This is a genomic window from Mycobacterium sp. 1245852.3 (assembly GCF_001669335.1).
Lineage (GTDB): Bacteria > Actinomycetota > Actinomycetes > Mycobacteriales > Mycobacteriaceae > Mycobacterium > Mycobacterium europaeum_A.
Genome location: NZ_LZLL01000513.1, coordinates 1 through 16,186, shown reverse-complemented (window position 1 = coordinate 16,186; position 16,186 = coordinate 1). Strand labels below are relative to the sequence as shown.

Annotated in this window: 18 protein-coding genes, 1 pseudogene and 1 riboswitch; of the genes and pseudogenes, 11 read left to right on the top strand and 8 right to left on the bottom strand. The window is 68.5% G+C overall.

Going from position 1 to position 16,186, the window contains the following annotated elements:
• Nucleotides 1–9: 9 nt before the first annotated feature.
• Together A9W96_RS23080 and A9W96_RS23075 are read right to left on the bottom strand one after the other, a co-directional pair.
• Nucleotides 10–1,698, bottom strand: coding sequence for an FAD-dependent oxidoreductase (locus A9W96_RS23080; RefSeq protein ID WP_067143356.1), 1,689 nt, complete (start codon nt 1,696–1,698; stop codon nt 10–12).
• Between the two features lie 17 nt (nt 1,699–1,715).
• Nucleotides 1,716–2,741: a diiron oxygenase gene (locus A9W96_RS23075; RefSeq protein ID WP_066866809.1), complete on the bottom strand. Its 1,026-nt coding sequence runs from the start codon at nt 2,739–2,741 to the stop codon at nt 1,716–1,718.
• Nucleotides 2,742–2,986: 245 nt separating this feature from the next.
• Between A9W96_RS23075 and serC the strand changes: the two genes are divergently transcribed.
• The gene (serC, locus tag A9W96_RS23070) at nt 2,987–4,105 is read left to right on the top strand and encodes a phosphoserine transaminase (RefSeq protein WP_156765378.1); all 1,119 of its coding nucleotides are present in this window, start codon (nt 2,987–2,989) and stop codon (nt 4,103–4,105) included.
• Nucleotides 4,106–4,284: 179 nt separating this feature from the next.
• Nucleotides 4,285–5,058, top strand: coding sequence for a septation protein SepH (sepH, locus tag A9W96_RS23065; RefSeq protein WP_066866811.1), 774 nt, complete (start codon nt 4,285–4,287; stop codon nt 5,056–5,058).
• Here sepH and A9W96_RS23060 read toward each other — a convergent pair.
• The 3 genes from A9W96_RS23060 to A9W96_RS23050 are packed head-to-tail and all read right to left on the bottom strand — an operon-like array spanning nt 5,055 to nt 6,622.
• The gene (locus A9W96_RS23060) at nt 5,055–5,324 is read right to left on the bottom strand and encodes a DUF2537 domain-containing protein (RefSeq protein WP_066866813.1); all 270 of its coding nucleotides are present in this window, start codon (nt 5,322–5,324) and stop codon (nt 5,055–5,057) included. The genes sepH and A9W96_RS23060 overlap by 4 nt on opposite strands.
• Nucleotides 5,325–5,334: 10 nt before the next feature.
• A complete protein-coding gene (locus A9W96_RS23055) occupies nt 5,335–6,168 on the bottom strand; it encodes an RNA methyltransferase (RefSeq protein WP_066866814.1) in 834 nt (277 codons plus the stop codon).
• A 22-nt stretch (nt 6,169–6,190) separates the two neighbouring features.
• Complete coding sequence (locus A9W96_RS23050) at nt 6,191–6,622, bottom strand: MarR family transcriptional regulator (protein WP_066866815.1); 432 nt, start codon at nt 6,620–6,622, stop codon at nt 6,191–6,193.
• A gap of 204 nt (nt 6,623–6,826) precedes the next feature.
• Here A9W96_RS23050 and A9W96_RS23045 point away from each other — a divergent pair, with 204 nt between their 5' ends.
• Both A9W96_RS23045 and A9W96_RS23040 read left to right on the top strand, forming a co-directional pair.
• Complete coding sequence (locus tag A9W96_RS23045; protein WP_066866849.1) at nt 6,827–7,096, top strand: DUF2530 domain-containing protein; 270 nt, start codon at nt 6,827–6,829, stop codon at nt 7,094–7,096.
• Nucleotides 7,097–7,116: 20 nt separating this feature from the next.
• Nucleotides 7,117–7,572, top strand: coding sequence for an SRPBCC family protein (locus A9W96_RS23040; protein ID WP_067143349.1), 456 nt, complete (start codon nt 7,117–7,119; stop codon nt 7,570–7,572).
• A gap of 209 nt (nt 7,573–7,781) precedes the next feature.
• Here A9W96_RS23040 and A9W96_RS23035 read toward each other — a convergent pair.
• Nucleotides 7,782–8,564: pseudogene (locus tag A9W96_RS23035) on the bottom strand (DUF3027 domain-containing protein); the annotation flags it as partial.
• Nucleotides 8,565–8,694: 130 nt separating this feature from the next.
• On the opposite strand from A9W96_RS23035, the gene A9W96_RS23030 reads away from it, so the two are divergent.
• From A9W96_RS23030 to A9W96_RS23020, 3 genes are all read left to right on the top strand, one after another.
• The gene (locus A9W96_RS23030; protein ID WP_066866820.1) at nt 8,695–10,341 is read left to right on the top strand and encodes an MFS transporter; all 1,647 of its coding nucleotides are present in this window, start codon (nt 8,695–8,697) and stop codon (nt 10,339–10,341) included.
• The gene (locus tag A9W96_RS23025) at nt 10,338–10,838 is read left to right on the top strand and encodes a DUF2771 domain-containing protein (protein WP_067024348.1); all 501 of its coding nucleotides are present in this window, start codon (nt 10,338–10,340) and stop codon (nt 10,836–10,838) included. The genes A9W96_RS23030 and A9W96_RS23025 overlap by 4 nt, the downstream gene beginning before the upstream one ends.
• Nucleotides 10,839–10,969: 131 nt before the next feature.
• The gene (locus A9W96_RS23020; protein WP_067143343.1) at nt 10,970–11,836 is read left to right on the top strand and encodes an endonuclease domain-containing protein; all 867 of its coding nucleotides are present in this window, start codon (nt 10,970–10,972) and stop codon (nt 11,834–11,836) included.
• Nucleotides 11,837–11,908: 72 nt separating this feature from the next.
• Here the strand turns inward: A9W96_RS23020 and A9W96_RS23015 are convergent, their stop codons facing one another.
• Together A9W96_RS23015 and A9W96_RS23010 are read right to left on the bottom strand one after the other, a co-directional pair.
• Entirely contained in the window at nt 11,909–12,913 is a 1,005-nt protein-coding gene (locus A9W96_RS23015) for a glutathione S-transferase family protein (protein ID WP_066879545.1), read from the bottom strand.
• 32 nt (nt 12,914–12,945) lie between these two features.
• Nucleotides 12,946–13,353: a cold-shock protein gene (locus tag A9W96_RS23010; RefSeq protein ID WP_007777168.1), complete on the bottom strand. Its 408-nt coding sequence runs from the start codon at nt 13,351–13,353 to the stop codon at nt 12,946–12,948.
• 165 nt (nt 13,354–13,518) lie between these two features.
• Between A9W96_RS23010 and A9W96_RS23005 the strand changes: the two genes are divergently transcribed.
• From A9W96_RS23005 to A9W96_RS22990, 4 genes are all read left to right on the top strand, one after another.
• Nucleotides 13,519–13,926: a YccF domain-containing protein gene (locus A9W96_RS23005; RefSeq protein ID WP_066879548.1), complete on the top strand. Its 408-nt coding sequence runs from the start codon at nt 13,519–13,521 to the stop codon at nt 13,924–13,926.
• A complete protein-coding gene (moaA, locus tag A9W96_RS23000; protein WP_067143340.1) occupies nt 13,923–15,005 on the top strand; it encodes a GTP 3',8-cyclase MoaA in 1,083 nt (360 codons plus the stop codon). The genes A9W96_RS23005 and moaA overlap by 4 nt, the downstream gene beginning before the upstream one ends.
• A 4-nt stretch (nt 15,006–15,009) precedes the next feature.
• Complete coding sequence (locus A9W96_RS22995; RefSeq protein ID WP_067143337.1) at nt 15,010–15,288, top strand: MoaD/ThiS family protein; 279 nt, start codon at nt 15,010–15,012, stop codon at nt 15,286–15,288.
• A 207-nt stretch (nt 15,289–15,495) separates the two neighbouring features.
• Nucleotides 15,496–15,707: riboswitch (cyclic di-AMP (ydaO/yuaA leader) on the top strand.
• Between the two features lie 13 nt (nt 15,708–15,720).
• Nucleotides 15,721–16,186, top strand: a 466-nt coding sequence (locus tag A9W96_RS22990) for a transglycosylase family protein (RefSeq protein WP_231999812.1), incomplete at its 3' end; no start/stop codon positions are given.

Genomic DNA, 16,186 nt, shown 5'->3' with positions numbered 1-16,186 from the left:
CCATCGGCGCTAGCCAAGCAGGCGGTCGAGCAGCCGGCGTCGTTGCGGCGGCGCCGGCTGTGCGGCGGCCGCGGCCGCGAGCATCACGGAGACGTCGGTGAACTTGATGCGGGGGCGGCCGTGCTCGCTGCCGCGCGCGATTTCGGCGGCGTCGATGGCGCGCCATCCCGCGGCATCGATCGCGGCGGGCTGGCGGGCGTGCACCAGCCCGGCCAGCGCCTCGGGCTTGGCGATTGGATCGGCCAACTTGCCGGCGTTGAAATCGGCGACCAAAGACTGCACGGTCTGCAACGAGCAGGACTTGTTGGTCCCGATGAACCCGCTGGGTCCCCGCTTGATCCAGCCCGCGACGTAGGCGCCGGTCACCGGGTCACCGGAAACGGGGTCGACGACGCGACCCGCGTCGTTCGGCACGACTGCCGACGCTTCGTCGTAGGGCAGATCGCGAATCGGCTTGCCGCGGTAGCCAATCGACGTCAGCACCAGACCGGTTTCCAGAAGGCGCGTCTCGTCGGTGCCGGTGACCGAGAACTCCATCCCGGTGGCGCGCTGGTCCCCCCGCACCCGGTGCGGCGTTAGCCGATACGCCAGCCTGATTCTCGGGCGGGACGGCGGTGTCGCATCGTCGCCGAGCGTGCTCAAGATTTCCAGCTTGCGCTTGGTCAGAGCGTCCGACGCGGCCGCGAGATCGGCCGCCACCAGCTCGTGGTCCGCAGCGCTGAGCACCACCTCGGAGCTGCCGGTGAGCCCGATCAGCTCGGGCAACGTGAACGCCGACTGGGCGGGGCCGCGCCGGGCGGCGATCACCACCTCACGCACCGCCGAGGCGCGCAAGGCCGCCAGCGCGTGCTCGGCGATGTCGGTGCGGGCCAGCTCGTCGGGATCGGAGGTGAGCAACCGGGCGACATCGAGGGCGACGTTGCCGTTGCCGACGATCAGCACCCGCTCGTGGCTGAGATCGACCGGCAGATCGGCGAAGTCGGGATGCCCGTTGATCCACGCGACCAATTCGGTTGCCGTTCCGGTCCCCGGCAGGCCCATGCCCTCGATGTCCAGCCGGCGGTCATCGGGCGCGCCCACCGCATACAGCACGGCGTGGTGGTGAGCGAGCAGGTCCGCGTGGCTCAGCTGCGTGCCGACCTCGACGTTGAGAAAGAACCGGAACCGGCGATCACCGGCGACCCGGTCGAACAGCCGGGTGACCCGCTTGGTGTTCTGGTGATCGGGCGCCACCCCGGCCCGCACCAAACCGTATGGGGTGGGCAGCTTTTCGAAGACGTTGACGCGCACGCCCTGCTGGGTCAGCAGTTCGTCGGCGGCGTACATCGCCGCGGGCCCCGATCCGACGATGGCGACCGTCAGGGGCTTGCGGCGGGCGCGGACCTCGGCGGCCGGGATCACCGGTGCCAGCTTGGACGTCGGCGGCAGCTTCTCGTCCTTCGGCCGGTCCGGGTAGAAGGACGCGTTGATCTCGATGAACGGCAACTGCTTGGTGTCCAGCCGGGTATCGGGCGCGATCGCGCCGACCGGGCAGGCGCTCACACAGGCACCGCAATCCACGCACGCCACCGGATCGATGTAGAGCATCTCGGAGGTGGCGAAGCCGGGCTCGTCCGGCGTCGGGTGAATGCAATTCACCGGGCATGCGAAAACACAGGACCCGTCGTTACAGCACGACTGGGTAATAACGTGCGGCATAAACGAACTCGCAGTGACTACGCAGCCGGGACCGCGGCCAGGTGCTGGCGCTGCGGCTCGCTGCGGTAACGCGACGGCTTGCCGTTGATCTTGCACAACCGCCACATCAACCGCGCCGAGCGCGTCTCCATCAGGCCGGTATCGTAGGCCAACATCCGCACGTCACCGAACATGTCGCTGAGCCACTTCCGCGATTCCGGCGACCGGAAGAACAGTTCCTTCTTGACCTCCCGCGGGATGTCGAACTCGCGCCAGAAAGCCTTGGGCGGCACCACAATTGCGCGACAGAGCGCCTTCATGGTCAGCGGCAGGTACAGTGCGGTCCAGAATCGCTGCCTCTTGGTCAATTCCGGCACCCGCTTGCGCAGGAACTCGTGGGCGAACGAGATGTGGCGGGCCTCCTCGGCCACGTGGATCGCCATCACCTTCTCCATGATGGGGTGCAACGACTTGCCTTCGCGCAGAACATTTTTCTGCGTGTGGTCGATGGGCTCCTCGCCGGCGAGCACGCCGATGAAGAACGCCACCGGCAGCGGGCCGGCCACCAGCGGAACCAACGGCGAGAGCCACTTGAGCATCCGCGGCATGCCCGGCACGTCGGCGCCGATGCGGTTCACCATCTCCTGGAACATCATGGTGTGGTTGCACTCTTCGACCGATTCGTGCAGGCAGTACCGGTACTCCGGCGATCCGTTGGGCACCCAGAACGTGTAGTTCATCAGGCCGCGAATCAGGATGGATTCGAAGTGCAGTCCCACCTTGGCCACGTTGGCCTGGCGCCACATCCCGATCTTGATCTTGCGCTCGTCGGACTGCGCCAGGTACCAGGGATGGCGGCCCAGCGGGTCGGTGTTCGGCAGGATCCAGCGCGGATCATTTTCGGTCACCGCGAATTCCGGTGAATCCCAATCGATGTCGGTGTACGGATTGAAGTTGCGCCGCACCGACCCCTCGGACAGTGTGGCAAGCATGTTGACGTATTCGGCGTCGTCGCGCACTTCCATGTTGCTGCGCCAACGCCGGACTAATCGCGTCCTAGCCATATCCAGGCCTCCCCAACGAGGTTTACATTTGGACGTGCTATGTCCAGACAGTACCGCAGGTACCGGATAATTCCTAGACCCCTTCCGGGCACTGTGACCTGACCGGTGGTCATGAATTTTTTATGCCCCGGATCACAGGCGATCAAACGCCTGGACACAGCCGAGCAGGCCTTTTGCCCGGGCAGCCGAGGTTGGCGGTCGGCCTCCGCACCGACCGGTCAACTCGGCTCACTACCCTGATGAGCATGGCTGACCAGCTCGAGATCCCCGCTGACATCAAACCCCGCGACGGCCGCTTCGGGTGTGGCCCGTCGAAGGTCCGGCCCGAGCAGCTGCAGGCGCTGACCACGACCGCCGCCCCGTTGTTCGGCACCTCGCACCGGCAGGCGCCGGTCAAGAATCTGGTGGGCCGGCTGCGCTCCGGGCTAGCGGATCTGTTCTCGCTGCCCGAGGGCTATGAGGTGATCTTGGGCAACGGCGGCGCAACGGCGTTCTGGGACGCCGCGGCCTTCGGCCTGATCGACAAGCGCTCGTTACACCTGTCCTTCGGCGAATTCAGCTCAAAGTTCGCCTCGGCGGTCGCCAAGAACCCCTTCGTCGGTGAGCCCGTCGTCATCAAGGCGGATGCCGGCAGCGCCCCCGAGCCGCAGAGCGACCCGTCGGTGGACGTGATCGCCTGGGCGCACAACGAAACGTCGACCGGCGTCGCGGTGCCCGTCCGCCGGCCCGCCGACTCCGGCGACGCGCTGATCGTCATCGACGCGACGTCGGGCGCCGGCGGGTTGCCGGTCGACATCACCGAGACCGACGCCTACTACTTCTCGCCGCAGAAGAATTTCGCCAGCGACGGGGGCCTGTGGCTGGCCATCATGAGCCCTGCGGCGCTGGCCCGCGTCGAGTCGGTCGCCGGCTCCGGGCGCTGGGTTCCCGACTTCCTGTCGCTGCCCATCGCAGTGGAAAACAGCCTGAAGGACCAGACCTACAACACCCCGGCGGTCGGCACCCTGGCGCTGATGGCCGAGCAGGTCGACTGGTTGCTGGGCAACGGCGGGCTGGACTGGGCCGTCAAGCGCACCGCGGACTCCTCGGGCAGGTTGTACTCCTGGGCCGAGGAGCGGCCCTACACCACACCCTTCGTCACCGACCCCAAGCTGCGCTCGCAGGTGGTGGGCACCATCGACTTCGCCGACGAGGTCGACGCCGCGGCCGTGGCGAAGGTGTTGCGGGCGAACGGCGTCGTCGACACCGAGCCGTACCGCAAACTCGGCCGCAACCAGCTGCGGGTGGGGATGTTCCCGGCCGTGGACCCCGACGACGTCAGCGCACTCACCCAATGCATCGACTGGGTCGTCGAGCGGTTGTAGTTCGGCGACGATGCTGCGCGGTACGGGCAGTTGAGGAGCCGGACAATTGAACACCGTCCGACCGGCAATCAGGGCGCAACCGCACAGCGTGTCAGCACAGGTGATGGGCGGTTGCTGGACTAAAGTGCGCACGTGACGGGTCCGTCGCTGACCTGCACGGAGCCTGCGAGGAGATAACCATGCGGGAACTCAAAGTGGTTGGGCTGGATGCCGACAGCAAACACGTCATCTGCGAGGGTGGCGATCCCGCGGAGCAGTTCAAGCTGGCGGCCGACGACCGCCTGCGAGCCCTGCTGCGCGACGCGGCCCTGTCCTCTGAGCAACCGCAGCTCGAGATTGAAGTCACCAACATGCTGAGCCCCAAAGAAATTCAGGCCAAGATCCGGGCGGGTGCCTCCGTCGAACAGGTCGCCGCGGCGTCAGGCTCGGAGGTGTCGCGGATCCGCCGCTTTGCTCACCCGGTGTTGCTGGAGCGCTTCCGCGCCGCGGAGCTGGCAACCGCCGCACACCCGATGCTCGCCGACGGTCCCGCGGTGCTGACCCTGCTCGAGACGGTCAGCGCCGCGCTGGTGACCCGCGGGCTGAGCCACGACAAACTCAGCTGGGACGCGTGGCGCAACGAGGACAACCGCTGGACGGTGCAGCTGGCATGGAAGGTCGGCCGGTCCGACAACCTCGCGCATTTCTGTTTCACGCCCGGTGCGCACGGCGGAACGGTGACCGCCATCGACGACGCGGCCAGCGCGCTGATCGACCCCAACTTCGAACGCCCGCTGCGGCCGGTGGCCCGGGTGGCGCACGTCGACTTCGAAGAGCCCGCCAAGCCGCCCGTCGCCGACGAAGCACCCGTCGCGGAACCGGACGAAAAGCCGGTGCACACCCGGCGGGGCAAGCCCGTCATCCCGGCGTGGGAGGACGTGCTGCTCGGCGTGCGCTCCGGCGGGCAGCGCTAAGCCGTCGTCAGGGCCAACAGCGCAACCCACGCCACCGCCACACCCACCGCGGCGCCCAGCACGAACCAGCGCAGGACGGGCGTACGCCGCCACCCCCACAGGGTCGGCGCCAGTCCCCCGGCCGCCACGACGTTGAGCCCGACGGCCAGCAGCGCGTGCACGCGAAGCAGCCCCAGACTGAGCACCACGATCGCGGCGGCGGTGACCGCCGCGACGAACGCGGCGACCGTCAAACCCGTTGCCCAGGGCACGGACTCGTCTCGCATCAGCCGGAGCCTAGTGTGACTGTCCATCGCCGCCTCTCGCCGTCGAGCGGGCCCGCTCATAGAACGCCAACGCCGCCGCCGTCGCGACGTTGAGCGAATCGGTGCCGCGCGACATCGGAATGCGCACCCGCACATCACTGCACCGCAAGGTGGCCGGCGTCAGCCCCGGCCCCTCGGCGCCGACCAACACCGCGACGCGTTCGTCGCGCGCGGCCGTCATCGCCTCCGGCAAGGCGCAGGCGCTGGCCTGCGGGGTCATCGCCAGGAGTCGAAAACCGTTCTCCCGCAACGTCGCGAGCTCGGCGGGCCAACAGCTTGCGCGCGCATAGGGCACCAGCAGCGCGTGGCCCATGGACACCCGCACCGCGCGGCGGTACAGCGGGTCGGCACAGCCGCTGCCGAACACCACCGCATCGACGCCCAGCCCCGCCGCGTTGCGGAAGATCGAACCCAGGTTCTCGTGATCGTTGACCCCTTCGAGGATCGCGACGGTGCGGGCCCTGTCGATCACGTCGGCGACGCCCGGTTCGGGCACCCGCCGGGCGGCCGCCAGCACGCCGCGGTTGAGGTGAAACCCGACCACCCGGGCCATGACGTCGGCGGACGCGCGGTAGCACGGCACGTCGGTGCCGGCCAGGTCAATGTCGAGCTCGGCGAACCGGCGCTCGGTCCCCAGCAGGGCATGCGGGTGAAAGCGTGAGGCGAGCATGCGCTGCACCACCAGCACGCCCTCGGCGATCACCAGCCCCTTGCCCGACGGCAGATCGGGACGGCGATCGACGCTGTTCAGGTCGCGGAAATCGTCGAGCCTCGGATCGTCGGGATCGTCGACGTCGATCAACATGCGCCGGCTTCGGTCCGGGGACTCACGGGCCTTCGTCGACCAGGGCCAACATCAGGTCGGCCGCGTTGCGCAGGATGTCTCGCTGTTCGCTGTCCAGCGTCGCCAGCCGCTTGGCCAGCCACTCCTGGCGGGCGCGGCGGTTGGCCTTGACCAACTCGGCGCCGGCCTCCGACACCGAGACGAGCACCTGCCGGCCGTCGACCGGGTGCGGCGCGCGGTCCACCAGCCCCATCTCGGCCAGCGAGGCGATCACCCGGGTCATCGACGGCGGCCTGACCCGTTCGCGAATTGCCAGGGCACCCGGGGTCATCGGGCCTTCGTTGGTCAGCATGGCCAGCGCCGACAGCTGGGACAGCGACACCGGCGACGACGGGTTGCGGAACCGCAGTTGGCGGGCCAGCCGCATAACTGCCAGTGACAGGTCGCTGGCCAGCCGCGCATCGCTGTCAGGCATGGCGCGAGGTTACACGGAAGCCCGAGAAACCGGGACACGAACCGGTGAACGACGGTCGCAGATCGCCTTCGCTAAGCTGCGGGGTTTTTCATCGAAACGCTTATCCGCCCGCCTATCCCGCTTTGCTCGACGGGGTAAAGATCATCCGTCCCGGCAAGTGGGTGCGCCGTCGCCCGCCACCGACGGCGAGCTATGTTGATCCCGATGTCCGCCGAACCCCACCGCACCGCGCCGCCGCTGCCGGCCGCGCTGCTGCACGTGTGGCCGTTCATCGCGCTCGGCGCGTTGGGTTGGCTCGCCGCGGTGGCGGCCGCTTTCCTGGTGCCATCCCTGCAGGGCTGGCGTCCCGTGGCCCTGGCCGGCCTGGGCGTGGGTGTGCTCGGCACGAGCATCTTCCTGCTGCAGCTCGCGGCGGCCCGCCGCGGTGCCCGCGGCGCGCAGGCCGGACTCGAAAACTATCTCGACCACAACTGATTCGCCGCCCTGGAGGAGCGATGGTAGCCCCGCTGTTGCAAGCGCACGTCGACATCGACGCACCGGTGGCCACCGTGTGGGAATTGATTTCCGACCTGCGCCGCATGCCGCGGTGGAGTCCGCAGTGTCGCTGGATGAAGCCCTTGGGCCCGGTGCGTCAGGGCACCCGAACGATCAACCTCAACCGCCGCAAGCGCATGTTCTGGCCGACCACCTGCACGGTGGTCGAGATCGTCCCCGAGCGCAAGCTCGCGTTCCGCGTCGACACCAACAACACCATCTGGAGCTATGAGCTCGAGCCCAGCGGCGCGGGCACCCGGCTGATCGAGAGCCGTCACGCCGAAACCGGAGTGACGGCGTTTTCGAACCTGTCGGTAAATGCGCTGTTCGGCGGGACCACCAACTTCGAGCGCGAATTGCTCGACGGCATGAACGCCTCGCTGGCGCGCATCAAGGCCGCCGCCGAAACCGGCTAGTCCGGCGTCTCGGCCTGCGGCTGCTGCTCGGGCTGCGGCGCCTCGGTCACCGGCTCGGTTTCGGCCTCCGGCGTCTCGGGCGCCGTCTCGGGCTGCGGCTCTTGGGTCTCGGTCTCGCCCTGCGCTTCTGGCGCCCCCACGGCCTCCGAGGGCGCAGGGGACTCCGTGGACTCCGAGGGTTCCGTGGACTCCGAGGACAAGGGGGACGGTTCGACCGGCGTCTGGGTGACGTCGAGCAGGCCGTCGTCGTACGGCTCGTACGCGGGCGACCCAGTGCCCGCCGGGGCGGGCGTGTCCGAATGGGCACCGCAGCCGTACAGCTTGTCGACGATGTGACCGTCGGCCGACAATTCGTTGCCGCACACGCCGAACAGCGCGCCCAGCGAACCCGACAGCGGCAGGAAAAAACCGCAGTCGCGGCACACCCGCTTGGTGGACCGCGCCATCGGCGAGTCCGGGCCGTACTCGCCGGTGCGCCAGCGTTCGGCCGTGTCCGACCGGCCCTCGGCGCTCATCACCCAGCGCCGGCCCAGCCCGATCTCGGCGGCGGTCTCGTCGACCTGGGGGTCACCGCTGGCGGTGTAACCGGGAACCAGCCGGGGATCGTCGGCGGCGGGCGCCAGCAGGTCGCCCGGGCTCAGGTCGCCGGGCCGCACCCGCTGGTCCCAGGGCACCCATTCGGGTGCCAGCAATGCGGTCGGCCCGGGCACCAGTACGACCTCGCTGATGGTCGCGTGGTCCGCGCCGGGATAGGCGGCGACGACGACCGCCCACTGCCACCCCTGGTAGCCGGGCAGGTGCGCCAGGAAGCGGTGAGTGGCGCTGTTCGGGTCTTCGTAGCCGACGCCCAGGTAGTCGCCGACCATCTCCGGTGCGCCGAACTCCACCACGGCGGCCCTGGCCGCCTCCGCCGCACCCGTGAGCACCGCCGCCAACCGCTCGGGCCACTCGGCCACAGTCGACACGGCGGATCCCTCGATAGGTCTGGTCACGCTGTCTTCTTTCTGCATTGCGTTTCCAATACTAGGTTGGCGAGCCACGCCCCGTTACCTGCAGACGCATCCAGGCGCCATAGGGGAGAATCGGGACGTGTCTGGACGGCGGCAAAACGACCCGGGCCGAGTGGCCTCTCAGCCGGGCCGCCGGCCCCGCAAGAGCGCCGCGTCCCAACATCCGGGCGCGGCCAATTACCCCGCCGGCGAGGGCGCCGATCGGCGCCCCCGTCGCCCGTCGATGCCGAGCGCCAACCGCTACTTGCCCCCGCTGGGCCACCAGCCGGAGCCGAACCGCAGCAGCGACACGCCGCCTCGCGGTCCGGCTTCCGGTGAGCGGATCACCGTCACCCGCGCCGCGGCACTGCGCAGCCGCGAAATGGGCTCGCGGATGTACTGGATGGTGCAGCGCGCCGCGACGGCCGACGGCGCCGACAAGTCCGGCCTGACGGCGTTGACGTGGCCGGTGGTCGCCAATTTCGCGGTGGACGCGGCGATGGCCGTCGCGCTGGCCAACACGTTGTTCTTCGCCGCGGCCACCGGCGAGAGCAAGGGCCGGGTCGCCCTGTATCTGCTGATCACCATCGCGCCGTTCGCGGTGATCGCGCCGCTGATCGGTCCCGCGCTGGACCGGCTGCAGCACGGCCGCCGCGTCGCGCTGGCCGCGTCGTTCGCCCTGCGCACCGCCCTGGCGGTGCTGCTGGTCATGAACTACGACGGCGCCACCGGCAGCTTCCCGTCGTGGGTGCTGTATCCGTGCGCGCTCGCGATGATGGTGTTCTCCAAGTCGTTCAGCGTGCTGCGCAGCGCCGTGACACCCAGGGTGATGCCGCCGACCATCGACCTGGTGCGGGTCAACGCCCGACTGACCATGTTCGGTCTGCTGGGCGGCACCATCGTCGGCGGCGCGATCGCCGGTGGTGTCGAGTTCGTCTGCACTCACCTGTTCAAGCTGCCCGGGGCGTTATTCGTGGTGATCGCGGTGACGATCGCCGGCGCCATGCTGTCCATGCGGATCCCGCGCTGGGTCGAGGTGACCGCCGGCGAGGTACCCGCCACCCTGAGCTACCGCCAGGACAGCGAACCGCTGCGGCGCAGCTGGCACCAGGAGGTCAGCGGGGCGCTCCGGCAACCGTTGGGCCGCAACATCATCACCTCGCTGTGGGGCAACTGCACCATCAAGGTCATGGTCGGCTTCCTGTTCCTCTACCCCGCGTTTGTCGCCAAGGCGCATCAGGCCAACGGCTGGGCCCAGGTCGCCATGCTCGGGGTGATCGGCGCCGCGGCCGGGATCGGCAATTTCGTCGGCAACTTCACCAGTGCGCGCCTGAAGCTGGGCCGGCCCGCCGCGCTGGTGGTGCGCTGCACGGTGGCGGTGAGCGCGGTCGCGCTGGCCGCCTCGGTGGCCGGCAACCTGGTGGTGGCCGTGATCGCCACCCTGGTCACGTCCGGAGCCAGCGCCATCGCCAAGGCGTCCCTGGACGCGTCGCTGCAGAACGACCTGCCGGAGGAATCCCGCGCGTCGGGCTTCGGGCGCTCGGAGTCGACGCTGCAATTGGCGTGGGTCCTCGGCGGCGCCGTGGGGGTGTTGGTGTACACCGAACTGTGGGTCGGCTTTACCGCGGTCACTGCGCTGCTCATCTTGGGCCTGGCGCAGACCCTCGTCAGCTTCCGCGGCAACTCACTGATTCCCGGCCTGGGAGGAAATAGGCCAATCATGGTCGAGCAGGAGGGCAAGCGCCGCGGTGCCGGCGCCGCGGCGGTGGTTGCCGAGTGAAACCGCAACGCAAGCGGGGTGGGGCCGTGCTGCTCGCCTGTCTGGTCGCGGTGCTCTGCGTCGGCGCGGGCGTGGGCACCTGGTTGCTGGTCGGGCGCACCGGCCCGCGGCACCCCGAGATCAGCGCCTATTCGCACGGGCATCTGACGCGGGTGGGGCCCTACCTGTATTGCAACGTGCTGAATCTCGAAGACTGCGAGACACCGCAGAACCAGGGCGAGCTACGGGTCAGCGAGCGCTACCCGATTCAGCTGTCGGTGCCCGACGCCATCTACCGGGCACCGTGGCGGCTGCTGCAGGTCTACGACGACCCGACGAACACCACCAGCACGATCTTTCGGCCGAAAACCCGTTTCGCCGTGACGATCCCGTCGGTCGACCCGCATCGCGGGCGCCTGGCCGGGATCGTCGTGCAGCTGCTGACATTGGCGGTGGATCCCGCCGGGGAGCTTCACGACGTGCCCCACGCGGAATGGTCCGTGCGGCTGACGTACTAGGCCGTTCGCCAGCCCCGCCCCTCGCCCCCTCGTCGCGCCCAACGTCGACTTGTTGTGGCGAAACGCCGTAATTTACGCGCACAAACCGACGTTCGGCACGACGTGTCGGTACCGGCCGCCACCGTGTCCACATGCAGATCCCAGCCTGGCCATTCAGAGGCACCGAAGCATTGGCGGCCGGACTCGTTACCCGGCACCAACTGCGGGCCGACTTCGAGATGATTCATCGCAACGTCTACATCGGCCGCGGGCAAAAGTTGACGCCGGTGACCCGAGCGGTTGCCGCCTGGCTGTGGTCTGGCCGTGCCGCGACACTGGCCGGCCTGTCAGCGGCCGCATTGCACCGCACCGCGTGGATCGACGACTGGTTGCCAGCGGAGCTCAACCGCGCCGGCCGCGACAAGGTAGGCGGCATCGTTCTGCATAGCGACACCCTCGCCGACGACGAAACGTGCATCCGGGACGGGATGACCCTGACCACTCCGGCACGCACGGCGTTCGATCTTGGCAGGCGAAAGGGATTTACCACTGCGGTGATTCGCCTGGACGCACTGATGCACGCAACCGACGTGAAGCCGGCTGATGTCGAGTTGCTGGCCGACCGCCATCGCGGAGCGCGCGGACTGGTGCAGTTACGACGGGTGCTGACCATGGCCGACGGCGGCGCCGAATCACCGTATGAGACGAAAACTCGCCTGACACTCGTCGGTGGCGGATTACCGCGGCCGCAGACGCAGATCGAAGTACTCAACGAATGGGGTGCCGTAGTAGCGCGCATCGACATGGGTTGGGAGGAGTGGAAGGTCGGCGTGGAGTTCGACGGCGCTCACCATTGGACCGACCCGGTGCAGCGAACCCGAGACATCGATCGTCTGGCCGAACTCGAGTCGATGGGCTGGCGGATCGTCCGGGTCAGCGCCGACATGGTGCGTCACCGGCCTTACATAGTCCTAGCGCGCTCCCGTAGCGCCCTGCGCGCCGCGGGCCGCCCGCTCTAAGAGCCGAGCGTGGAGTTGTTGGACCGAAAACACCAGATTTTGCGCCATAAGTCGACGTTCGCCAGCCGGGAACTAGGCGCCGTGGCCGGCGGGCACGCGCTCGCCTTCGACCGGCGGCCCGGGAGGGGTTCCGTCCCCGAAGGGCCTGCCGCCCAAGGCTTCCCGCCCGTGCGGCGAAAGCCAGCCGGCCAGGTCAGGACCCTTGGGCACGATCCGGGTGGGGTTGATGTCGGCGTGCACGATGTAGTAGTGCTGCTTGATCTGGACGAAGTCCACGGTGTCACCGAACCCCGGCGTCTGGAACAGGTCGCGCGCATACGCCCACAACACCGGCATCTCGCTCAGTTTGCTGCGGTTGCATTTGAAGTGCCCGTGATAGACCGGGTCGAAGCGGGCCAGGGTGGTGAACAGTCGCACGTCGGCCTCGGTGATGGTGTCGCCCACCAGGAATCGCTGATCGGCCAGCCGCTCGCTGACCCAATCCAGCGCGGTGAACAACCGGTCGTAGGCCGCCTCGTAGGCCTCCTGCGAGCCGGCGAACCCGCACCGGTACACACCGTTGTTGATTTCGGTGTAGATCCGCTTGCTCACCTCGTCGATTTCGGCGCGCAGGTGCTCGGGGTACAGCTCGGGCGCCCCGTCGCGGTGATAGGCCGACCATTCCGTCGAGAGGTCCAGCGTCATCTGCGCGAAGTCGTTGGTGACGACCGCCCCGGTCGGGACATCGACGATGGCCGGGACCGTGATGCCCTTGGGGTAGTCGGGGAACCGCTTGAAGTAGGCGTCCTGCAGCCGCGGAATCTTGAGCACCGGGTCGACGCCGCCGGGATCGAGATCGAAGGTCCAACTGCGCTCGTCGTGGGTGGGACCGCAAAACCCAATGGAGAGAACGCTTTCCAAGCCCAGCAAGCGGCGCACGATGATCGCGCGGTTCGCCCACGGACACGCGCGCGCGACGACCAGCCGGTACCGGCCGGGCTCGACGGGGTAGCCGTCGCGCCCGTCGGCGGTGATGCGGGTGGTGATGTAGTTGGTGTCGCGGGTGAATTCGCCTGCCTGCGCGATATAGGAAGCCATAACTCCCATAGTCGCTCAATAACGAGCGAACGTCAGGCGTCGAGCTCCCGAGCGACGGCCTTGACCACCTCGGAAACCCGGCGGGCGGTCTTGCGGTCCGGGTAGCGGCCCTTGCGCAGTTCGGGCTGCACGGTGCTTTCCAGCAGCGTGATCATGTCCTCGACCATGCCGTGCAGCTCGTCGGGGTTGTGCTTGTGTTCGGCGGGCGCCTCGCGGCGCGTCTTGGTGAGGCTGGGCGGCGGCTCAATCAGCTTGAGGCTCAACGCTTGCGGCCCGCGCCGCCCGGAGGCGATGCCGAACTCCACCCGCTGGCCCGCCTTGAGGCCCTCGACCCCGGCGGGCAACGCCGAGGAGCGGACGTAGACGTCTTCGCCGTCCTCTTGCGACAGGAAGCCGAAACCCTTGTCAGCGTCGTACCACTTAACCTTGCCCGTCGGCACTGGTCTCACCTGCTTGTCTAACGGATCAATAGAAATCGCCAACACAATAAGCGTCCCGCCTGCGCAGGACGCCGTATTAGGAGTCTGATCCTACTCGGATGCCCGGGTAACGAGCACCCCCGCTATCGGTCACTCGGTACGCTTGGTAATACCCGCGGAGGAGATATGCGCCTGATCCTGAACGTCATCTGGTTGATATTCGGCGGCCTATGGATGGCCGTCGGATACCTGGCTGCGGCGCTGGTCAGCTTCCTGCTCATCATCACCATTCCGTTCGGCTTCGCGTCGCTGCGCATCGCCTCCTACGCACTATGGCCGTTCGGCCGCACGATCGTGGACAAGCCGACCGCGGGGTCCGGCGCGCTGGTCGGCAACGTCATCTGGGTGGTGCTGTTCGGCGTGTGGCTGGCGATCGGCCATCTGGTCAGCGCGGTCGCGATGGCGCTCACGATCGTGGGCATTCCGCTGGCGCTGGCCAACCTCAAACTGATCCCGGTGTCGTTGATGCCGCTGGGCAAGCAGATCGTTCCGGTCAGCTCGCCGGTGCACTACGCCCCGCCGGTGGCCGCATGACGCTGACGACGCTGGGACTGCCCTCGGTACCGAGCCGCGCTGACGGCGCGGCCGTTCCCGCCGATGCTCCTGCCACCGGCCCCCTGGTGGACACCTACGGCCGGATCGCGACCGACCTGCGGGTCTCGCTGACCGACCGCTGCAACCTGCGGTGCAGCTATTGCATGCCGGCCGAGGGCCTGAACTGGCTGCCGGGCGAGCAACTGCTGAGCGCCGACGAGCTGGCCAGGCTGATGCACATCGCGGTCACCCGGCTGGGTGTGACCAGCGTGCGTTTCACCGGCGGCGAACCGCTGCTGGCGCGCCATCTCGACGAGGTGGTCGCCGCGGCCGCCGCGCTGCGGCCCCGCCCCGAGATCTCGCTGACCACCAACGGCGTCGGGCTGGCGCGGCGCGCCGCCGCGCTCGCCGCGGCCGGGCTGAACCGCGTCAACGTCTCGCTGGACAGCGTCGACCGGCGCCATTTCGCGGCCATCACCCGCCGCGACCGGCTCACCGACGTGGTGGCCGGCCTGGCCGCCGCGGGCGACGCCGGCCTGACGCCGGTGAAGGTGAACGCGGTGCTCGACCCCGCCACCGGGCGCGAGGACGTGGTGGGGCTGTTGCGGTTCTGCCTCGAGCACGGTTACCAACTGCGCGTCATCGAGCAGATGCCGCTGGATGCCGGGCACCAGTGGCGGCGGGACGCCGCGCTGAGCGCCGACGACGTGCTGGCGGCCCTGCGCCCGCACTTCCGGCTGCGCCCCGACCCGGCGCCGCGCGGATCGGCCCCCGCCGAGCTGTGGCTGGTCGACACCGGCCCGGGCACCCCGAGCGGGAAATTCGGCGTCATCGCCTCGGTTTCGCACGCCTTCTGTGCGGCCTGCGACCGCACCCGGTTGACGGCCGATGGCCAGGTCCGCAGCTGCCTGTTCGCCGAACAGGAGACCGACCTGCGCGGGCTGCTGCGCGGCGGCGCGTCCGACGACGCGATCGAGGCGGCGTGGCGTACCGCGATGTGGGGCAAGCCCGCCGGACACGGCATCAACGACCCCAACTTCATCCAGCCAGACCGCCCGATGAGCGCGATAGGTGGCTAGCCCGATGGGACAGACGCCTGTCCAAGCAAACGGAATCCAGGTGACGGTGCGCTACTTCGCGGCCGCCCGCGCGGCCGCCGATGCCGAGTCGGAGACGGTGGTGCTGCGCCCAGGCACCACGGTCGGTGAACTGGTCGAGCGGCTAGCCGCGCGGGGGTCCCGCCTGGCCACGGTGTTGACCCGATGCTCATACCTGCGCGACGGGGTCGCCGTGCGCGACGAGACCGTGGCGTTGCAATCCGGTGACACAATCGATGTTCTGCCGCCCTTTTCTGGTGGCTGAAACTGTGAGTTATCTCACGTAACGGATTCATAACGGCGCGGTCACGCTGCGATATCGCCCCTAATGACCTGCGCAAACACCTTGTGTTCCTGCGGTTTTCGCAGATGGCCGAGAAGGAAACGCCGGGTATCGCAAGACGTGACGAGACCTACAGAAACCGTTACCGTCTCCGAAGGCTCGCCAGCCATCCCCGATTGGCGACCTCCCCTCCCTATCGCGCCGAGCTCCATCCAATAGGCGGGGGCCACCGAACCACATGGATGGAGACGGGGGACCCACCGGTCCACCGTGATCGGACTGGGGCCGTTCGCGGCTCCTAGGGGTGAAGCCGGCGTCGTCGCTTGATGACAACGTCGGCCGGGTGGCCTCTCCAACCCGAACCCGACAGCTGACCTCGCAGGCGCGTGACGAGAGAGGAATACCCCGGCGCGTATGAGTGGACGTCACCGTAAGCCCAGCAGTTCAAACATCAGCGTCGCCAAGATCGCCTTCACCGGTGCGGTTCTTGGTGGCGGCAGCATCGCCCTCGCCGGCCAGGCGGCCGCGGCCACCGACGGTGAATGGGATCAGGTAGCCCGTTGTGAGTCCGGCGGCAACTGGGGCATCAACACCGGCAACGGCTATCACGGCGGCGTGCAGTTCAGCTCAAGCACGTGGGCCTCGCACGGCGGCGGCCAGTACGCCCCGTCGGCCGAACTCGCCACCAAGGAACAGCAGATCGCCGTCGCCGAGCGGGTTCTGGCCACCCAGGGCCGTGGCGCCTGGCCCGTGTGCGGCGGACCCCTGTCGGGTCCCACGCAGCGCGACGTGCCTGCGCCGGCCGGCCTGGACGAAAAGGGCGGATTTTGCTGCGGTAAACGCCGGGTTGAGCTCATGGACGTCCCTGATGATGTCGAGC